The sequence below is a fragment of the Cryobacterium fucosi genome (assembly GCF_004403515.1).
In the GTDB taxonomy this organism is placed as follows: domain Bacteria; phylum Actinomycetota; class Actinomycetes; order Actinomycetales; family Microbacteriaceae; genus Cryobacterium; species Cryobacterium fucosi.
This window is the reverse complement of the sequence record NZ_SOHH01000056.1, coordinates 59,268-78,002: the sequence shown is the minus strand read 5'-3', so window position 1 is coordinate 78,002 and position 18,735 is coordinate 59,268. Positions and strand designations below refer to the sequence as shown.

General features: G+C 62.6%; 18 protein-coding genes. 15 read left to right on the top strand and 3 right to left on the bottom strand.

Annotated elements, in window-relative coordinates; all coding sequences use genetic code 11:
• The first annotated feature begins 186 nt into the window (after window positions 1–186).
• Entirely contained in the window at window positions 187–1,971 is a 1,785-nt protein-coding gene (locus tag E3T48_RS06400; RefSeq protein ID WP_134523001.1) for a putative bifunctional diguanylate cyclase/phosphodiesterase, read from the top strand.
• A gap of 99 nt (window positions 1,972–2,070) precedes the next feature.
• Here E3T48_RS06400 and E3T48_RS06395 read toward each other — a convergent pair whose 3' ends face one another.
• Window positions 2,071–3,951, bottom strand: a complete 1,881-nt coding sequence (locus E3T48_RS06395; protein ID WP_134522999.1) for a pyruvate kinase — start codon at window positions 3,949–3,951, stop codon at window positions 2,071–2,073.
• Between the two features lie 1,176 nt (window positions 3,952–5,127).
• Window positions 5,128–5,874 (bottom strand): DeoR/GlpR family DNA-binding transcription regulator, encoded by a 747-nt coding sequence (locus tag E3T48_RS06390; RefSeq protein ID WP_134522997.1) that lies wholly within the window; start codon window positions 5,872–5,874, stop codon window positions 5,128–5,130.
• A gap of 368 nt (window positions 5,875–6,242) precedes the next feature.
• On the opposite strand from E3T48_RS06390, the gene E3T48_RS06385 reads away from it, so the two are divergent.
• The 8 genes from E3T48_RS06385 to E3T48_RS06350 all read left to right on the top strand — a co-directional run bounded on the left by E3T48_RS06385 (window position 6,243) and on the right by E3T48_RS06350 (window position 14,260).
• The gene (locus E3T48_RS06385; protein WP_134522995.1) at window positions 6,243–7,277 is read left to right on the top strand and encodes an autoinducer 2 ABC transporter substrate-binding protein; all 1,035 of its coding nucleotides are present in this window, start codon (window positions 6,243–6,245) and stop codon (window positions 7,275–7,277) included.
• 81 nt (window positions 7,278–7,358) lie between these two features.
• Complete coding sequence (locus E3T48_RS06380; protein WP_134522993.1) at window positions 7,359–8,864, top strand: sugar ABC transporter ATP-binding protein; 1,506 nt, start codon at window positions 7,359–7,361, stop codon at window positions 8,862–8,864.
• Window positions 8,864–9,910 carry an ABC transporter permease gene (locus E3T48_RS06375; protein WP_134522992.1) on the top strand — a complete coding sequence of 349 codons (1,047 nt, stop codon included), beginning with the start codon at window positions 8,864–8,866 and terminating at the stop codon, window positions 9,908–9,910. Before E3T48_RS06380 ends, E3T48_RS06375 begins: the two co-directional genes overlap by 1 nt.
• Complete coding sequence (locus E3T48_RS06370; protein WP_241986689.1) at window positions 9,907–11,043, top strand: ABC transporter permease; 1,137 nt, start codon at window positions 9,907–9,909, stop codon at window positions 11,041–11,043. The genes E3T48_RS06375 and E3T48_RS06370 overlap by 4 nt, the downstream gene beginning before the upstream one ends.
• Before the next feature lie 21 nt (window positions 11,044–11,064).
• Entirely contained in the window at window positions 11,065–12,066 is a 1,002-nt protein-coding gene (locus tag E3T48_RS06365) for a dihydroxyacetone kinase subunit DhaK (protein WP_134522990.1), read from the top strand.
• A 7-nt stretch (window positions 12,067–12,073) separates the two neighbouring features.
• On the top strand, window positions 12,074–12,721 hold the full coding sequence (locus E3T48_RS06360; protein WP_134522988.1) for a DAK2 domain-containing protein: 648 nt from the start codon (window positions 12,074–12,076) through the stop codon (window positions 12,719–12,721).
• Window positions 12,667–13,611, top strand: coding sequence for an NAD(P)-dependent oxidoreductase (locus E3T48_RS06355; protein WP_241986688.1), 945 nt, complete (start codon window positions 12,667–12,669; stop codon window positions 13,609–13,611). The genes E3T48_RS06360 and E3T48_RS06355 overlap by 55 nt, the downstream gene beginning before the upstream one ends.
• 394 nt (window positions 13,612–14,005) lie before the next feature.
• Window positions 14,006–14,260 (top strand): transposase, encoded by a 255-nt coding sequence (locus E3T48_RS06350; RefSeq protein ID WP_198417633.1) that lies wholly within the window; start codon window positions 14,006–14,008, stop codon window positions 14,258–14,260.
• A 59-nt stretch (window positions 14,261–14,319) separates the two neighbouring features.
• On the opposite strand, the gene E3T48_RS06345 is transcribed toward E3T48_RS06350, so the two are convergent.
• Window positions 14,320–14,646: a metal-sensitive transcriptional regulator gene (locus E3T48_RS06345; protein ID WP_134522986.1), complete on the bottom strand. Its 327-nt coding sequence runs from the start codon at window positions 14,644–14,646 to the stop codon at window positions 14,320–14,322.
• A gap of 334 nt (window positions 14,647–14,980) precedes the next feature.
• Here E3T48_RS06345 and E3T48_RS06340 point away from each other — a divergent pair, with 334 nt between their 5' ends.
• The 6 genes from E3T48_RS06340 to E3T48_RS06315 all read left to right on the top strand — a co-directional run bounded on the left by E3T48_RS06340 (window position 14,981) and on the right by E3T48_RS06315 (window position 18,704).
• Entirely contained in the window at window positions 14,981–15,202 is a 222-nt protein-coding gene (locus E3T48_RS06340; RefSeq protein WP_241986687.1) for a heavy-metal-associated domain-containing protein, read from the top strand.
• An 82-nt stretch (window positions 15,203–15,284) separates the two neighbouring features.
• Complete coding sequence (locus E3T48_RS06335) at window positions 15,285–15,491, top strand: hypothetical protein (RefSeq protein ID WP_134522983.1); 207 nt, start codon at window positions 15,285–15,287, stop codon at window positions 15,489–15,491.
• Entirely contained in the window at window positions 15,488–15,949 is a 462-nt protein-coding gene (locus tag E3T48_RS06330) for a hypothetical protein (protein WP_134522981.1), read from the top strand. Before E3T48_RS06335 ends, E3T48_RS06330 begins: the two co-directional genes overlap by 4 nt.
• Before the next feature lie 141 nt (window positions 15,950–16,090).
• Window positions 16,091–16,648 carry a DUF305 domain-containing protein gene (locus tag E3T48_RS06325; RefSeq protein ID WP_241986686.1) on the top strand — a complete coding sequence of 186 codons (558 nt, stop codon included), beginning with the start codon at window positions 16,091–16,093 and terminating at the stop codon, window positions 16,646–16,648.
• A 156-nt stretch (window positions 16,649–16,804) separates the two neighbouring features.
• Entirely contained in the window at window positions 16,805–18,100 is a 1,296-nt protein-coding gene (locus E3T48_RS06320; RefSeq protein ID WP_134522978.1) for a M23 family metallopeptidase, read from the top strand.
• A complete protein-coding gene (locus tag E3T48_RS06315) occupies window positions 18,093–18,704 on the top strand; it encodes a TlpA family protein disulfide reductase (RefSeq protein ID WP_338145224.1) in 612 nt (203 codons plus the stop codon). Before E3T48_RS06320 ends, E3T48_RS06315 begins: the two co-directional genes overlap by 8 nt.
• Window positions 18,705–18,735 lie beyond the last annotated feature (31 nt).

Below are 18,735 nucleotides of genomic sequence, written 5' to 3'. Positions count from 1 at the left end.
CGAGGGCCCCGGCAGGTTGCAACCCTCCGTCGTCGGAGTGGGGTCGGCGCCGGTTGTACCAGGAGTCGATGTATTCCATCACTGCGGGACGTGACACAGGGGTGGCCGGTGGTCGGGCGGCTGAACAGTCGGCAAACTCCGGCGGGGGGAGTTGGGCCACAGGCCTGACTCGGGTATCGATGAGGCATGAGCACCATTCTTGGCACTGATCCCGGCCGCGACAATCGGGTCGTGTGTCTGGCGGACCTGGCAACGAGCGTCCAGATAATCTCCGCAGCAACGCCGGTGACCGAGATTGACCGGGTGTTTCGTGCGGACCGTCAGCTTCGTTCACTCGTCGTGCAGGACGGCGGCGGGTACTTCCTGTTGTCCCGGGAACAGGTGGAGTTCACTTTGACCGGGCGGCTGGGCTACGGGCGCGTCCTGCATGCCCGGTCCATGGCCAGGCAGATGGTGTCGGAGAACTCCTTCTTCCTGCCCGGTGCGATGACCTTGGCCACCGCGGCGCAGCGCGTCCTGGAGTTGCCCGAGGACAACCGCTATCGTGACGTACTCGTGCTGACCGACGATGGTCCACGGGTCGTGTCGGTGTCCCAGATCTTCGAACGGTTGTCGGCGGATTTCCGTTACGCAGCGCTGCACGATTCGCTGACCGGGCTGCCCAACCGTCGGCAATTGGAGGAGCGTGGTGTCGCATCAATCGAGGATGCCGGCGACATGACCCGCCTCGCGGTGCTCTACATCGACCTCGACGGGTTCAAAGCCATCAACGACACGTTCGGTCACCAGACCGGGGACGAGATTCTGGTCGGCTTTGCCGAACGGCTGCGCCACATCGTCCGCCCGACGGATGTCCTCGCCCGTCTGGGCGGCGACGAGTTCGCGGTGTTGCTGGTCGACGTGGATGAAGGGCAGCTTCGCGCCATCGCCGACCGGGTCGTGCTCGGCGCGACGGTTCCGTTCGTCTGCGACGGGCATCTGCTGCACGTGTCTGCGTCTGTCGGGATTGCGATGGCAGGTGATGTCGCGGCGGAACAGGAGCTGAGCCGGCTTGATGCGCTGCTGCGCCACGCGGACGGGGCAATGCTCAAGGCCAAGCAGGCCGGCAAACGCCAGGTCGCCCGTCTCGATGGGCACGGCGAGGCCGCGCCGATCGTGCGGAATGCGCTCATCCGGCGACGACTGCCGGAGGCGTTCGAGACTCACGCATTCAGCCTGCACTATCAGCCGCAGTTGGACCTGGCCAGCGGCGACTGCTCAGCCGTGGAGGCGCTGCTGCGCTGGACCGACCCAGTGCTGGGTTCGGTGTCGCCTGCGGAGTTCATTCCGATCATGGAGCTGTCCGGTGACATCCACCGGATCGGACAGAGAATCATCAACGAGGTCTGCGCCCAGGCCAGACTCTGGGTGGTTGCGGGAACCCCGCGCCGTGTCGCGGTCAACGTGTCTCCCCTCCAACTTGCCGCCCGCACCATCGTTCCCGAACTTCTGGAGGCCCTTGTCCGGCATGGCGTCGCACCTGAGCTGATCCAAGTCGAGATCACCGAGGGCGCCGCGATCACCGACCTGCCCCGGGCGATCGGACAACTTCAACAGCTCCGGGATGCGGGGATCAGCATCGCCCTGGACGACTACGGCACCGGCTTCTCTTCCCTCGCCCTGCTCCGCAGCCTGCCGCTGACGACGGTCAAGATCGACAAAACCTTCATCGACAACATCGATTCCTCGCCCGCCGATGCCCTGCTCGTGGGCGGGGTCATCGACACCGCGCACGCCCTCGGACTCACGGTCACGGCCGAAGGCGTCGAACGCCCATGCCAACTTCAGCTGTTGCGCGATCTGGGTTGTGACGCGGTGCAGGGCTATCTCATTTCGCGCCCTGTGACCCCGCACGATCTGCCACCGACCTGCACCTCTGACGCAACTGCGCCGAGTGACTCCGGAGGACCCGGTACCGGCCTGATGGTCTGAGTTGACCGTTGGTGCGACACCGTCTTACCGCACCGTCGACTGCGGTGAGGCGGTGATGAGGCCTTCGAGGACGTGCGTCATCAATCCGGTGGTTGAAAGTCAACTACGCGGTTCGGCGGGCTGCCCCGTTGCGTTGTTGTCGCGGTCCCAGGCTCGGAGCCGACGGAGAAGGCTCCGCTTCTTGTTCGTGTGTCCCTGCATGCGGGTGAGGATGTCGGCAAGCATGGTGACTGCCTCTGGGATGAAGGGGCCTTTGTTGAGCATGACGCATTCGGCGCGTTCGGCCATGGCCGCATCGGTGACCTCTGCCCGGGACGGCAGGCCAGCGCGGGCGAGTGAGTCGAGGACTTGCGTTGCCCAGATCACCGGCACATGGCCGGCCTCGCAGAGCCAGAGGATTTCCTCCTGGACTTCGGCCAGGCGTTCGAAGCCGGTTTCGACGCCGAGGTCGCCGCGGGCGATCATGACTCCCACGGCATCCCATCTCATTGCGGTGAGGAGGATCTCGGGCAGGGATTCGAACCCGGTGACAGTTTCGATTTTGAGCACGATGTCGAGGGTGTGGTGGTCGATCGGGTCGAGGTGCTGGATTAGCTCCTGCACGTCGGATGCACTCCGGACGAAGGACATGTTCACGATGTCCGCGTGGGGCCTGATGAACTCGAGGTCGAGGATGTCCTCGGCCGTGACGGCGGAGATGGACAGCGCGGTGTCAGGGAAGTTGATCCCTTTCTCCGCTCGGAGTTTTGCGCCGTTGGCCCCGGCGTATCGGATGTCGATGGTGACGCCTTCGGCCGTGACGTCGGTGATGACACCGCCGATTTTGCCGTCATCCAAAAGCACCCGTTCGCTGGGCCGGGCATCGGTGAGTGCCTCGGCAAGGGTGCAGCCGATTCGGTGCACCCCAACGGAGGAGCCCTCGGCAGGCGTTAGATCGTCGGTGAGGACGAGCCGGTCCCCGCGTCGCACCAGCAGCGCCCGTTCGACAGCCGGAAGCGTGCCAACCCGGGCGTCGGTCCCCGGTGTGGGTCCGGGGTCGACGGAAAGGACCGTTCCTGGAACGAAGTAGACGGTCTGGCGGGTCGAGACCAGACACATGTTCCCGGATACCTCAATGACGGTAAGGATGCGCCGGGCGCCGCGAGCGTCCGTGAGCCGGATCTTCTCGCCGGCTTGGCGCTGGCCGGCCCATCCGTTCTCGGTCAAGGGGATGGTTGGGGGTGCCGTGGTGGGGGTGCCACTCGGATTTTCGGGCATGCCCAGCCAAGCGAATCCGGGTGCCAGCACCACCCCGATGTCGTTTCGAACGGGTTTGACGCGCAGGACCTGCGGACCAGGCTGGATGGGGCCGGTTCGCAGTTTGGGGCCGGCGAGGTCCATCGAGATCAGGCAGCGTTTTCCGGTGGCTGATTCTGCGGCCCGGATGTTGGCGATCATTCCGCGCCAGATTTCGGGGTCGTCGTGGGCGCAGTTGATCCGTGCGACACTCATGCCGCGGACGAGCAGGTCCCGGACGAGGGTCGAATCGGTCGCGGTTTCACTGGGAAGCGTCACCATGATGCGGGTGCTGCGGCCTTCGGGTTGTGGCCCGAGGAGGCGTTCTGCGTTGCGCCGGAGGAGCTCCGCGCCGTCGGGGATGTCCGATGGGGGCGAAGGCAACGATGTTGCCGATGTTGCCGTGAGGTTGTACCCGGCCAGCAGGGTCAGGGTGTGCAGGAGCGTGTCGATACTGGCGAGCACGTGGGATTCTGTCCTCCCCAGCGAGGACAGGCCGAACCGCGACAGGCGGGCCTGCAGGTCCCGCACGTCGTGCGTGCGCAGCTCCAGATAATGAACCAGGTTGGTCGCGCTGTACCGGTGCCGCGGCCGGACGGCATCGATCATCGCCGCCTGCTCTGCCGCAGCCTCGACAATGTCCAGACGCAACAGCCGCACGTCCGTCAGGAGGGCCAGGATTTCGGCTTTCTCGAATGGCCCCATACCTGATTCCTCTTGCGACACCGACAATCGACCGTGCAACCACGCTGTGGCGCAGCGTGCCGAGAGTGTGCCCGGCCCTGCCGCTCGCACCGTAGCCGGAATACGCGCGCTGGACAATCCCGCGCGTTGACTAGCCCGGATCGTTTGCGCACTGCACCTCTCTGATGATGATGTCCCGATACGGAAGCCGGAGCCGACAATCAATGGGCGAACGGCTTTACCATGCGGTCATGACGCGCACGGCCAACAGGGAGATCGAGCGAAATTCGATGTCGATGAGGCGGCACCGCTTCCGCCGCTCCAGTCGCTTCCGGCCATCTCACAGGTCCAGGACCCGGTGGAGCAGGAGCTTGAGGCCGTGTATTTCGATGCGGCCGACCTGGCCCTCGCGGCCCGGTGGATCATGTTGCGCCGGTGATTGGGTGGTGCAGGATCATCGACTCGATCACCGCCGCCGAGTCCGCCCTCCGTGCGGCCAACCGCACCTCAAGCAGCACATGCGTCGCCCCGCACCCAACACACCGAGCACGCCTGGGTCGACACCGCACGCCGACCCAGTCCGCGTCCCAGCCCTCCAGGATGACACGGAGCCGGGCCCCACCCCCAGGGCCGCAACCGGCCACCGCACCCCGGGCACGCCACACGCCCGACCAGCAGGTCCAACTCGACAGAAACAGGATCATCACTTGCCGTGAGCATCAGTGCGGCCTTACGCGCTGGAACGGCCCGGCGTGATCCGTCAAGATCCCACGCCGGGCCATTCGTCTATCCGGACATCGTCAGCCTGACGCCGCCGATACCCAGACACCGAATCCAAACGCGCTAAAACCCATCGTCACCGGGGACGACGCGGGCATCGTCACCCCGCGAGTCGCCCAACACCTGCGACTGCGCTCGTCGTCCAGCCCGGACGGGATGGCCAACGGGGTGAACCGCAACCTACTCGCAGCGGCCGGCCGACGTAGCGCTGGAGCACTCCGCTGCGACGGAGGGTGCGTACTCGCTGACCATCCGCTACGTCGCGAGCGGGATCGGCGTGGGCTGCGACTTCGGGTCAAACCAGATTGTCGACCGATGAAGAACCTTCGGATATAAACCCAGATATCGGGTAGCTTCCCGCGAACTGTATCGCCGGCATGTGGAGTCAATCAAACCGACAGCAGTCCCGTTTCGTTTTCAAGACGTGCGTGTTCCCACCTGGATGATCGGAATGGGAAATTGTGAAGCGCGGAGCGGGTCCAGAAGGTCATCGGTGATTCCGGCAGTGAAATCGTCTACCTCGAGAACCTTGAAGAGCGCCTCGCGGCCGAATTTGGAGCTGTCCGCGACAAAGAAGGCTTCTTTCGCGATGGAACGCATCAACCTCTTGAGTTCAACTTCGTAGCTGCTCGTGTGAAAGATTCCGTCTTCGCAGACGGTATCTGCACCGAAAATTGCAACGTCAACTCGCAAATTTTCGAGTTGAAGAACGGCGGCAGGCCCCCACGTCGTGTAGACGTCGGGGAGTAACTCTCCACCAATGAAAACAAGGTGCGCCGAGCGTCGCTGAGCGATCTCCATCGCGATGCGAAGGTCGTTGGTGACCACGGTAAGGCGGCGTTTCGTTAGGTGGCGAGCAACCTCGAGGGTCGTAGTGCCTCCATCGAGCAATACCGTCTGACCCTCAAGAACGCGTTCGGCCATCGCTTTGCCGATGGCGGACTTCTCCGCGAGGTGCCACTCCTCTTTGAATTGGTGCGGAGTTTCCGATTGTTTGACCGGGATCGCGCCTCCATGAGTGCGCTGGACGAGCTCCATCACTTCGAGTCGTTCAAGGTCGCGCCGAATCGTCGATGCCGTCACCGCGAAGCGCGCGGCGAGACTGTTGACCGACTGAAACCCATCGTCCTTGAGAACTTCAACGATCTCTGCCTGTCGCGACACGCGCCTACCTCCTATATACCTCTACTTATTGGAGGCTAGCGTCGACATTAGTCCGATTGCAATGGTTTATGCGCGAAAGTGCGCATCACATAACCTTCGGGCGATCAGGATATCTAGGGTTGAATCGCCCTTATCGCCGCGCTGTGGCTCTTGTTCGAGGAACTGGAGCACGTTAGAACGCTCCGGCTCCGTGTCGCTCATCGGCAACAGCGCCAGCTGCATGCTCACAAATGCGCAACATCTGCGCAATATCGCTTGACATGCTGTGCGTATTGCAGATAATTTCATCCAAGAGCGCGCATCCCAAGGTGTGCTGCAGCAATCGTGGCCTTGCCACGAATCGAATCGTTCACAAAGGAGTAAACGGAATGAATCGCAAGCACACCCTACGGGGCACGGCACTTCTCGCGGGCGCATCTCTCGCCCTCACCGGCTGTACATCAATAGGCAGCGTCGGAAGTGAGCCAAACAGCACGAAGTCGGCCAAGGACATGGTCATGGTGACGGTCGTTAAGGCCCAGACCATTCCGTGGTTCCAGCGCATGGCCGTCGGTGTCAAGTCGTTCGCTGACCGGACGGGTATTGACGCTCGCCAGGAGGGCGCAGACGACGTCAGCCCTGAAAAGCAGGTTCAGATCGTTCAGGACCTCATTGCGCAGCAGCCCACAGCAATCACCGTTGTACCCAACTCGCCCGAGGCTCTCGCTTCGGTGCTCAAGCAGGCGCGCGATCAGGGAATCATCGTTGTCTCGCACGAGGCGACCGGCATCGAAAATGTCGACATCGACATCGAGGCATTCGACAACGCGTCGTACGGCTCTGAGATCATGGACAACCTGGCGCAGTGCATGGGTGGAACCGGTCAGTACGTGCAGTTCGTTGGCGGACTCACGGCAAAGACGCACATGGAGTGGGTCGGCGCGGCTTACGAGAACCAGACCAAGAATTTCCCCGACATGACGCGCGTTGAGACTCCGATCGAGAGCACGGATGATCAGGGCACCGCATATGAGCGCGCCAAGGAAGTGCTGGCGAAGTACCCAAACATCGCTGGGTTCCAAGGCTCCGCAGGAAACGACGTTCCCGGCATCGCCCGTGCCGTGCAGGAAGCCGGCCTTGAGGACCAGGTCTGCGTGATGGGTACCTCTATCCCCTCAGTCGCGAACCAGTACCTTGCCGATGGCTCCATCGACAAGATCTTCTTCTGGGACCCGGCTCTCGCCGGTGAGGCGCAGCTCGCTATCGCGCTGATTCTGGCTGAAGGTGGCACTATCGAGGAAGGAACTGACCTCGGCGTTGATGGCTACAACTCGCTCAAGAAGCTGGAGGGATACGACAACGTCTTCGTTGGAGCTGCCTCGGTAGCTGCTGACGCTAAGACGGCCGCCGAGTACGACTTCTAGTCAACCGAGTTCGGCTCGGGGCGCGCATCCACCGGATGCGCGCCCCGATGCTCGAGTTGGAAAGGTAATCCGATGACTTCCATGACCACCTCCCAGCCGCCAACACCTTTCGTCTCGGCACGAGGAATCTCGAAGAGTTTCGGCGGAGTCCCCGCTCTTGTGAACGTTTCCATCGACCTGATACCCGGAGAAGTTCACTGCCTCGCGGGTGAGAACGGCTGCGGCAAGTCGACTCTCATCAAGATCATTTCGGGGGCGGAGCGCCCCGACTCTGGAGAGATCGTCATTGACGGTGTCTCGCACGCTCAGATCAATGCCCACGCTGCCATCCAGGGCGGCATCCAGGTCATCTATCAGGACTTCTCACTCTTTCCCAACTTGACCGTGGCTGAGAACATCGTGCTGACTGCGGAGGTGGCGAGCGGGCGACGTCTCTACTCGCCCGGCTCCGTCCTTCCGAAAGCCAAGGCGATTCTGCAGGAATTGGAACTCGATCTCGATCTCGATCGTGAGGTCGGCGACCTGTCAGTTGCCGACAAGCAGCTCACGGCGATCTGCCGTGCGCTCGTCAACGATGCGCGTGCCATCATCATGGATGAGCCAACGACCGCCCTCACGCACACCGAAGTGAGCCGGCTTTTCGCCCTCGTGGAGCGCCTTCGCGCCCGTGGCGTCGCCTTGTTGTTCGTGTCACACAAGCTCGAAGAGGTGCTCGCCGTCTCCCAGCGCCTCACCATCATGCGATCCGGCCGGCAGGTCGTGAGCGGGCCGACGTCCGAGTTTGATCAGCGCTCGATTTCGCGCCACATGACGGGCCGCGAAGTCGATGAATCGCGAGTGGTGAGCGATCTTGATCTGACGGCGCCGCTGGCTCTCGAAGTTTCCAAACTCTCCCTCGCGGGCGCATATCGAGACGTTTCATTCGGACTGCACCGCGGCGAGATCCTCGGGGTGACGGGCCTCCTGGGTTCCGGCCGCACGGAGATCGCTGAGTCGCTCTTTGGCGTCACCCCCGCTGACGAGGGGGAGATCCGCGTCGGTGGCAAACTTGTGCCCATTCGCACGATCCAGGACGCGGTCACAGCCCGCATTGGATACGTTCCTGAGGACCGCCTGTCACAGGGTCTTTTCCTTGAAAAATCCATCGCCGACAACATCGTTGCGGCCTCACTCGAATCGCACCGAACTCGGTGGGGGACGCTGAGTCGCGCGGGAATCGCCACCACAATCAAGCAGTACTTCGTGGGCCTGAAGATCAATGCGCCGAACGCGCAGGCTCCCGTTCGTACACTCTCGGGCGGAAACGCTCAGCGGGTGGTTCTTGCGAAGTGGCTGGCGACCGCGCCGACCGTTCTCATGCTCAATGGCCCGACAGTGGGCGTGGATATTGGCTCAAAGGAAGAGATTCTCGAATTACTCCGTGTGGAAGCGGCCAAGGGAATGTCGGTGATCGTTATTTCGGATGACGCGCCAGAGCTGGTTGCCGCGTGCCACCGCGTGCTCGTCATCAAGCAGGGACGTCTAACCCACACCCTCGAGGGAGATCAGATCACAGTGGACACGATTCAAGAGAGGATGTCGGCCTGATGGCTGCCCTGCGCAGACTGCGAGGCTCAAACAACGAGGGCGTGCTCGCCCTCGTGTTGCTTGGGCTGATCGTGGCGATGTCAATCGCCAACCCAACCTTCTTCACCCTCAATACTGGTTTCTCCATCTTGCGGAGCGCGATTGTTCCGGTGATCTTTGCTCTTGGTGTCCTGATCGTGGTTATCACGGGCGGGATCGACGTCTCGTTTGCCGCCATCGCGATTTTTGCAGGCTACGCAACGGTGTCGTTCTGCCTCAATGCCGGCTTTGATCCGGGGCTGCCAGGTATCTTCGCGATCGCGATTGGGGTTGGCGCATCCCTGGGTTTTGTCAACGGCATCGTCATCGCTCAGTTCAGCCTGCCCACGCTAATTGTGACGCTCGGCACCCAAGGTGTGTTCTTCGGAGCGATGTACACCTATGTGGGAGCCAGCTACTACGCCGAACTGCCGGGATCGATGGCTGCCCTAGCCACCAGCAACCTGCTCGACGTCACGACGAGTTCGGGTCGGGCATATTTGCACCTGTTGGTTGTGCCGGTCCTGCTGCTGTGCCTGCTTGTTGCGTGGGTCTTGAAGCGCACCATGTTCGGCCGCTCACTCTATGCAATGGGCGGCGATTTAGAGGCTGCGAGGCGAGCCGGTTTCCAAGTCAAGCGCACTCAGGTGTCGGTCTACATGTTGGTGGGAGCCCTTGCTGCAATCGCGGGAGTCATCCACATCGTCCTTAGCCGGAGCGCGAATCCACGCGATCTTGTCGGCGGCGAACTGGACATCATCGCCGCAGTGGTGCTGGGCGGTGCGTCAATCTTCGGCGGTCGCGGTTCCGTGGTCGGCACCGTGCTTGGCGTGCTTCTCGTGCAGGTGATCAAGAACAGCCTCTTGCTGGTGGGAGTGCCGAGCGCGTGGCTGCGTACCGCGGTCGGCGTATTGCTCGTTCTCGGTGTCGGTATTCAGGCCATTGCCGCCCGCAGGGACTCCCGGCGGATGCGTGTGATCGAGGACCTCGACAGTGCGCAGCAGCACGAACAGAAGGTGGGATCATGAGCCCCGATACGAAGGTGCGTAACGAGGTGTCCCAAACGAACGCGAATTCGCTGCGACAGTTCAACCATCAGCTCGGAAGTTGGACGAGACAGTTCGTACGCCGACCGGGTGCCAATCGTGGTGCAGGCCGCATGGTTGTCGCATTGCTTCTTGCAGTTACCCTGTTCGCAATCCTCAACCCAAGGGTTTTTCTGAGCCCGATCAACCTCCAGAACATTGCTGTCGCTGCGCCCGAGATCGGCATCATCGCAATCGCGATGATGGTCGTCATGCTCACCGGAGGAATCGACCTGTCACTCGTGGCGATCGCCAATTTCTCCGCAATTACCATCTCGACTTTGCACACCGCGATAGCGACAACCGATCCGGATCTCGCAAACAACCTTGGAGTCGTCATCGTGCTCGCCGGAATAGCGGTGGGCATGCTTGGTGGCGCGTTCAATGGTTTCCTTGTGAGCGTGGTGGGGATCACGCCGATCTTGGCGACCCTCGCCACAATGCAGATCTACAACGGGATCGCGATCGTGTGGACGGGGGGATCGACCCTCTACGGCGCACCGGCGATGCTTGGCGCAATCGGCCAGGCGGCCGTTGCCAACGTTCCTCTGCTCTTCATCATCTTCCTGGTCGTTGCCGTCCTGGTCGCCATCCTCGTAAATCGCACGGCGTTGGGCCGAATGATCCAGCTGGAGGGCGCTAACCCGGTGGCGGCGCAGTACTCGGCGATTCCGCGACGTGCGGTGCTCCTGAAGACGTACACCGTTGGCGGGCTGCTGGCCGGTCTCGCGGGCGTGCTGTTTCTGGCACGAAACCCCACTGCATCCGCTGACTACGGCTCGTCGTATGTTCTCCTGGTGATTGTCATCGCAGTGCTTGGAGGCACGAACCCCACCGGGGGCTTTGCGTCGGTTTTCGGCGTCGTGCTCGCGACTCTCACGCTGCAGGTTGTCTCGAGCGGGTTCACCGCAATTCGGCTCTCGTCGTATGAGTACGCCATCGCGCAAGGTGTGATCTTGATCACAGTGATGATTTTCGACTCGGTGTCGTCATCGCGAACGAAACGACCGAAGAAGCTCGACCCGCAGCTCCCCTCCGAGGCCTCGCCTACCGAGGCCGCCCTCCTCCGACCCTGATCTGGAAAAGGACCAAGAAACATGAAAAAGATCATTAACGAGCCAACCATGTTCGTGGACGAGTTCGTCGAGGGGATCCTGTTGGCTCATCCCGACCTCCTTAAAACCGCCGCGGATGATCGGCGAGTGTTGGTACGAGCCGATGCTCCTGTCGTGGGCAAGGTCGGCATTGTCACGGGCGGCGGATCCGGGCACCTCCCGTTGTTCAAGGGATATGTTGGGCGAGGACTGTGCGACGGCGTGGCCATTGGCAACGTCTTTTCGTCCCCTTCGTCTGGTCAGGTGCTGGAAGCGACCAAAGCCGTGAGCGGAGGCGCCGGCGTTCTCTACCTATACGGCAACTACGGTGGCGACGTCTTCAACTTCGATCTCGCGGCCGACATGGCCGAGCTTGAGGGAATTCCCACCATGACCGCTGTCGGCCGAGACGATGTGGCGAGTCAGCCCAAGGAACGCTCCGCAGACCGCCGCGGTGTTGCCGGGATCATGTTTGCCTTCAAGGCGGCCGGAGCTGCTGCAGAGCGCGGCGATTCGCTCGAGCAGGTCGCCGCCGTGGCGGAGGACATCATTGACAACACCGCCACCATGGGAATCGGCCTTTCGCCGACGATCCTGCCCACAACCGGCAAGCCGAGCTTCGAACTCGGTGACGGTGAAATGGAGGTGGGGATCGGCATCCACGGTGAGCCAGGATTCCATCGCGGCGCCCTGGAGACGGCGGACCGGATTGCGGAACGTCTCACCGAACGCCTTCTAGCCGATCTCGGTATCGGATCGGGTGACCGCGTTGCTGTGCTCGTCAACGGCATGGGGGCGACTCCGCTCGAGGAGCTCTACCTCCTCTTCCGGCGAGTGCACCAACTACTCGCCGAGAAGGGAATAACGATCGACAAGAACTATGTCGGGGAGTACGCGACGAGCCTTGAAATGGCCGGAGCATCCATCTCGATACTTGCGCTGAATGACGAGCGGCTTGCCCTCATCAACGCGCCTGCCGAATCCCCGTTCTTCAAGGAAGCGTGAGCCAGTAATGAATGGAAACGAACTAAGCATTGCGATTCGTAAGTGCCTCCGCGAGTTCACCACCCACTCGGAGGAACTCGGAGATCTTGACCAGGCACTCGGAGACGGCGACCTTGGCATCACAGTCTCCTTGGGAGCAGCCGCTGTCGTCGAGGCGTTGGACGCCCTTGCAGAGAGCGCTACTCCAGCGGAGGTCGTGTTGGCGTGCGCCAAGGCGTTCGCGAACGCGAACCCGTCCACCATGGCGGCGCTGGTCGCCGGCGCGCTGCTCGCGGGTTCGCGCGTCTGGGGCGATTCGCCATCCGTAGCGGGCGATCAGATCGGACGATTCGCTCTCGCAGCGGCAGAGTCGATCAGCCAGCGAGGCAAGTCACAGATCGGCGACAAGACAATACTTGACGCAATGTTCCCGGCAGCGGAGGCACTGCTTGACGCGAATCCAGGTGTGAACGCGCTCGACTCGGCGATCAGCGCTGCCGAGCTGGGAGTCATTACGTCGAAGGAGCTCCAGTCCCGGCGTGGCAGGGCGTCGTGGCTACAGGAGCGCAGCATAGGGCTGCAGGATCCGGGCGCAACCGCGTTCCTGAGGTTCTTACAGTCGTGGAAGTCGGCGAACGTGCCGGTGGCGTCATCCCAAACAGGAGAACAGAAATGATGACACAAATCGCATTCCTCGGCCTTGGCACCATGGGCCTCGGCATGGTGAAGAACCTGCAGGCCGCGGGGCACCAAGTCACTGTTTGGAACCGGTCAGAGGCTCCGGTCGAAGCGGCAGTCGCCGCGGGTGCAACCTCTGCGTCCAGCATCGCTCTCGCAGTGAAGGGTGCAGACGTTGTCATGTACTGCCTCAGTGACGACGCGGCAGTTCACGCTGTGGTGCTTGCCGAGGGAGGTCTCGCATCCGTCGTCGACAGCAGTTCGATCGTGATCGACCTGTCAACGATCAGCCCTGAGGCAAGTGCGGCTGAGCGCGAGGCACTCGAGGCGAAGGGTGTTCGCTTTCTCGATGCTCCTGTGTTCGGCTCGCGCGGTGAGGCCGACACCGGAGGGCTGTGGATTGTGGTCGGCGGAGACGCTGGCACTTTCGACGACGCTCTGAGCGTGCTGGAGCCGATCAGCGAGACCGTTCACCTCATGGGCCCAGGTGGATCAGGCATTCGGATGAAGCTCGTGGGCAATCTCATTGTCGCATCGCAGCTCCTCGCCCTGGGTGAGTCGCTCACGCTGGCCGCCCGGGCCGGTCTGGACCTCTACAAGGTGCTTCAGGTACTCAAAGTCACGGACTTCCGTTCACCCATTTTTGATGGCGTCGGACCTGCTGTGCTCGCCGACGACTACTCGCCGTCATTCGCCCTCAAGCTGATGCAGAAGGACAGTCGCCTCATCCAGGACTTCGCGTCGGGCCTCGGGGTGGCTGTGCCCAGTGTTTCCGCGGCAGCTCACTACGTGGATGCTGCGGTCGATGCTGGGTGGTCAGAGCAGAACGCGTCGGCCTTGATCAGGGCGCTTGCGGCGGAGGCGGGAGTCTCGCTCTCCGGCAGTTAGGTGAATCCGGCCAAAATGGTGTCGCCAGTCGCGTTGTTTGACGCTGGCAGCGTCATCGTGGGTGGCGATTCTCGATCACGAACGAGCCCCGCCGCTTGATTCCGGCGGGGCTGTGATCATGGAGATTTCACAGCTCGCACTCAACAGCGGAGGGAAAAGCTGTGAGGCGTGGAGGAAAACGACGCTCGTGTTCCCTCCCTCGCGATCCGCGCCCTGGTGGGTTCCGCAAACAGCCCACCGCAAAGTCCAGGAAACTCAAGGCTTCCGGCACGGTTGCTCAAGCTCGACGAGATCGTCGCCGCGACGGCGATCTCGCTTTCCAGACGGCGCTCGACGCGAACTACGAGGCCGTTGTGCAAACCGCCGGGACCGCCTGGACAAGGCGATCGAGCTGATGGCGGTGGATTCGCAATTCACGCCGATGGTGGACGAGCTCGGCTGCCTGCGCCGTATCGCGCCGCTGACCGGGCTCGCCCTCGCGGTCGAGATCACCGACTGGCACCGGTTTACCGGCAATCACATCGGCTCGTTCCTCGGCCTCGTGCCCTCCGAGTACTCGTCGGGTCAGTCCCGGCAGCTCGGCGGCACCGCCGGGACTGCTGTCAATGGCCAACCCGAACTGACTGCCGGCCCCACGCCCATTCAGTGATGACTTCGCGCATGACGCGAACGCTCAGGTCGAGTGCGGGAAGGTCACCTGTAGCGAGCCTATGAGCGAACCAGTCGCGCGATTGCGGTCGAGGCTTCCCTGATCTTGGCGTTCCCTTCTTCACCGCCAGCTGCGACAGCGGCTACAACACAGTGGCTCATATGGTCGTCTAGCAAGCCCAGTGCCACGGACTGGAGGGCGCTCGTCATGGCCGATATTTGCGTCAGGATGTCGATGCAGTACTTTTCGTCTGCGACCATCCCTTGCAGGCCACGGGCCTGTCCTTCGATGCGGCGAAGGCGCTTCAAATAGGCATCCTTGTTAGAGATGTAGCCGTGGGGGCCGGCGTGGGTTGTTGTCGCCGCCTCGTCGTTCGAATCACTCATTGCTGTCTTTGTCCCGATCTTGTCTGCCCCGCGCGATTGCAGGGCCTGCTCATCAGCGGCAGGGCCCTGACATGATTATACCCCCCGGCGGTATCCATCGGCACGGCATATTGGGTGGTCACGTGCATTCGGCTCATTTTGACCGAGTACCCCCTAGGGGTATAGGGTAAAGCTACCCCTGGGGTACTTCCCGACGGTCGCTTCGATCGCCGGAACGAAAGGAATCGTGAATACTATGTCGACGTTGAATCACAAGGACCTTGGCCTTACCGACGCTTCGTGCTCTTGCGAGTCACACGCGCACAAATCCGAGCGCATTGCCGAGTCCAGCGGGTTGACCACCACTTTCCAGGTGTCGGGAATGACCTGCGCGCACTGCGTGAAGAGTGTGACGGCCGAGGTGGGTCAGGTCGTGGGGGCCGAAACTGTGGATGTACAGCTCGTCCCTGGCGGCGTCTCGCTGGTGTCCGTTTCCAGCGCCGGACCGCTCGACCCGGCCGCGGTGGCCGCCGCCATCGATGAGGCAGGATACGTACTGGTCACGGCGACACCCTGAGTGGGAGCAGGTCGATCTTCTCGTCGGCGGGATGACCTGCGCCTCCTGCCGCGGTCCGGATCGAGAATAAACTCAATCGGATGTGAACGACGCCGTCGCACTGGCCACCGCCGACCTCGGCATCGCGATGGGATCCGGAACGGACGTCGCGATCGAGGCCAGCGACCTGACCCGCGTGCGCCGTGATCTGCTGCTATGCGTTTCACAGGTAGCGGCGCGTGAAAGTCGATACTGTAGGGGGGTATCGAAGGAACTGACCGCGACAGCCATGAACCCGGAGGTGACATGAAGGTCGATCGCACCACACGCGCGGCACACCTCCGGAAGCCTGCCCTCTGGTCGACGTTTGTCGCCCTGATCGCCATGGCCGCGATCTTGTTCGGTTTGCTCGCCATGAACTCAACGCATGCCGCGCATGAGTCAGGCGGAACTGTAGTCGCGTCCGGCCAAAGACCCCATGTGGGTGTCGAGCCCGTCGTCGCTGCTGTCGCTGTCGCTGCTGTCGCCGTTGCCGCACACACCGGCCTGGGGGTGCTCGGCTGCCCTGACTGCATTCTGGACTGTGCAATCCTCGCGATCACCTGCACCATCGTGCTCGTACTCGCTTCGCTGATCATGCTTGCCTGGTTGCCGGCCCTGTATCGGCGGCTGCTCGACGCAGGCGGACACATCGTTCGTCTGCTCAGCGGCCCGACACTCGATATCTACCGCCCGAGCCTGACCGTCCTCTCCATTTGTCGCATTTAGACCGAAACCCTCCCGTGGCTGTGACTGGCCGCGCGGATTTTGTGCGCCACTCGGCGCTCCGGTTTCCTGGGTCTGACTATGAATGGAAGAACAATGTTGACATCACGTACCTATCTGCTCACGGGAGCGGCCCTCGCTGCGGTGCTCACCCTCAGCGCCTGCACCAACGGGACAGCCCCGAACGCCTCATCCGAGTCATCGAGCACTAAAGCCGCCTCCGCCGCTTTCGCACCGGCTGATGTGACTTTTGCGCAGATGATGATTCCCCACCACGAACAAGCCGTCGAGATGAGCGATGACATTCTGGCCAAAGACGGCATCGACCAGCGCATTCTCGACCTCGCCACGCAGATCAAGGCTGCCCAGCAGCCGGAAATCAAGCAGCTCAAGGCCTGGCTCACCGACTGGGGCACCGACGAGACCAGCACCCAGGGCATGGACGGAATGTCGGGTATGGGCGACGGATCGGACGGCATGATGTCCGCCGACGACATGATGGCTCTCGCCAATGCGTCCGGTGCGGATGCCGGCAGGCTCTACCTGAACCAGATGATCGTCCACCACGAGGGTGCCGTCGTGATGGCGCAGCTGGAACTGGATGAGGGTCAAAACGTTGACGCGAAGGCCATGGCGTCGAACATCGTGACAAGCCAGACCGATGAGATCGGTGTCATGAAAGACATCCTCGCGACCCTGTAGGACTCGTCGCCACACGGGGCCCCGCTCGTTCCCGCCCGCGACGACTACCTCGCTGAGCCCCTCCTGGCACATACCGTCGCCTCCTGAGCGCGGCCGAACAACGCCAACGCCAACCGACGGATCCATAGCCCTGGATCACAGAGAGAGTACTTCCCAATGGCGCAAACTAAATGCCACCCGCAATCGCCCAAACGCCCGTTCGTCGCGAAATGGGCCGGAACGATGGTCGCCACGCTTTCGCTGGTAGCCGTGATCGGCGTGACGTCCCCGGCGGCAGCCGGCGAGTATCCGTCGTGGTCAGATGTCGAGACCGCGCGTTCCAGCGAGACATCGAAACAAATTCAAATCACCGCACTCAAGGACCTGATCGCAGGGTTGGCCACCGAGGTGGCGACGGCCAGGGATCTGGCCGCTCGACGCGGTGTTGAATACGAGCACGCACAGGGCGCATTCGACGAAGCCACCTACCGTGCCAGCACTCTCCAGAGCCAAGCCGATGACGCCACCCAGCGCGCCAGCCTCTCCCAGCAACAGGCCGGTCGATTGGCTGCAACGCTGGCCCGTGCGGGTGCCTCCGATCTCTCGATGACTATCTTTCTCCAGGGCGAAGACTCCAACGCCCTGCTCTACCAGCTTGGCGCCATGAGCAAGCTCACCGAGCGCTCAAGCACGATCTATGACAGGGCAGCAGCGGACCGGAACTCCGCGACCGCGTTGACCGACCAGGCGAAGCTGGCGAAGAAGGCGCTTGGCGCCTTGGCCAGGAAGGCGGAAACGGCCCTGAGCGAGGCCATCGCGGCCAGCGCCGCATTGGAGGCGAAGCTCGCGGAACAGGAGCTGAACGCAGGCACTCTCCAGGCGCAACTCGCGGTCCTCAGTGAGAATCGCGCTGCCACGGAAGCCGACTACGCCAAGGGTGAGGAAGTGCGCCGAGCAGCCGAAGCGGCGGCGGCGGCTGCGGCTGCGGCGGCTGCCGCTGCCGCTGCCGCTGCTTCCGGGGGTGGCGGCGGAGGATCTGATCTCGACGTCGGTCAGCTCAGCGAGCAAGGCTGGGCGCTTCCCGTGTCTGGCTGGATCAGCGACTCCTTCGGCCCGCGTCCCTCCAGACCCGTCGCCGGAGTCGGCGCCTTTCATTACGGGACCGATATCGCTGCTGGGTGCGGCCGAGCGGTATCTGCCGCGACCGGGGGCACGGTCATTTACGCCGGGTATCTCGGCAGCTACGGCAACTGGGTCCTCATCGACCACGGCAACGGCATTCAAACCGGCTACGCACACAACAGCCAGATCCTCGTCAGCAATGGCCAGCAGGTTGCCGCCGGCGAGACAATCGCCCTCGTGGGCACGACCGGGGCCTCCAGCGGATGCCATCTGCACTTCGAGACTCGAGTCGATGGCGCCCGAATCAACCCGGCTCCATTCATGAGCATGCGAGGGATCACCCTTGGCTGACCGCAGGCGGAGAACCCGGATCGCCGGAACAGTCACTACCGTGATGGCCGCCGCGATACTGCTGAGCGCCTGCACGAGTGATTCGCTCGCAGCCCAATACCGGGCCGGCAGCAACAAGAACTACATCGCCGGCGACGGATCAGTCACCGAGATCACATCGGCGAATCGACTGGCGCCCGTCGACTTCACCGGCACCCTTGAGTCCGGTGCCACAACGACGCCCGCAGACTACCGAGGACGAGTCCTGGTCCTGAATTTCTGGTACGCCGGCTGCGCACCCTGCCGGGCCGAAGCCCCCGACCTTCAGTCGCTCTGGACCAAGTATCAGGACCAGGGTGTCAGCTTCCTTGGAGTGAACATCCGGGACCAGCTCAGCACGGCAACCGGGTTCGCAACGACCTACGGCATCACATACCCGTCTGTCATCGACGCAGACACGGGCTCCATGCAACTCGCCTTCAGCGGAACGGTCGCCCCGAACGCCGTTCCGACCACAATCGTCCTCGACACGAAGGGCCGGGTGTCCGCCCGGATACTCGGCCGGATCCCCGACCCCGGCGTCCTCGATGCGCTGATCAAGACCGCACTCGAGCCAGACAAATGACCATTTCACGGCGGCACAAGAGCGCCCGCGG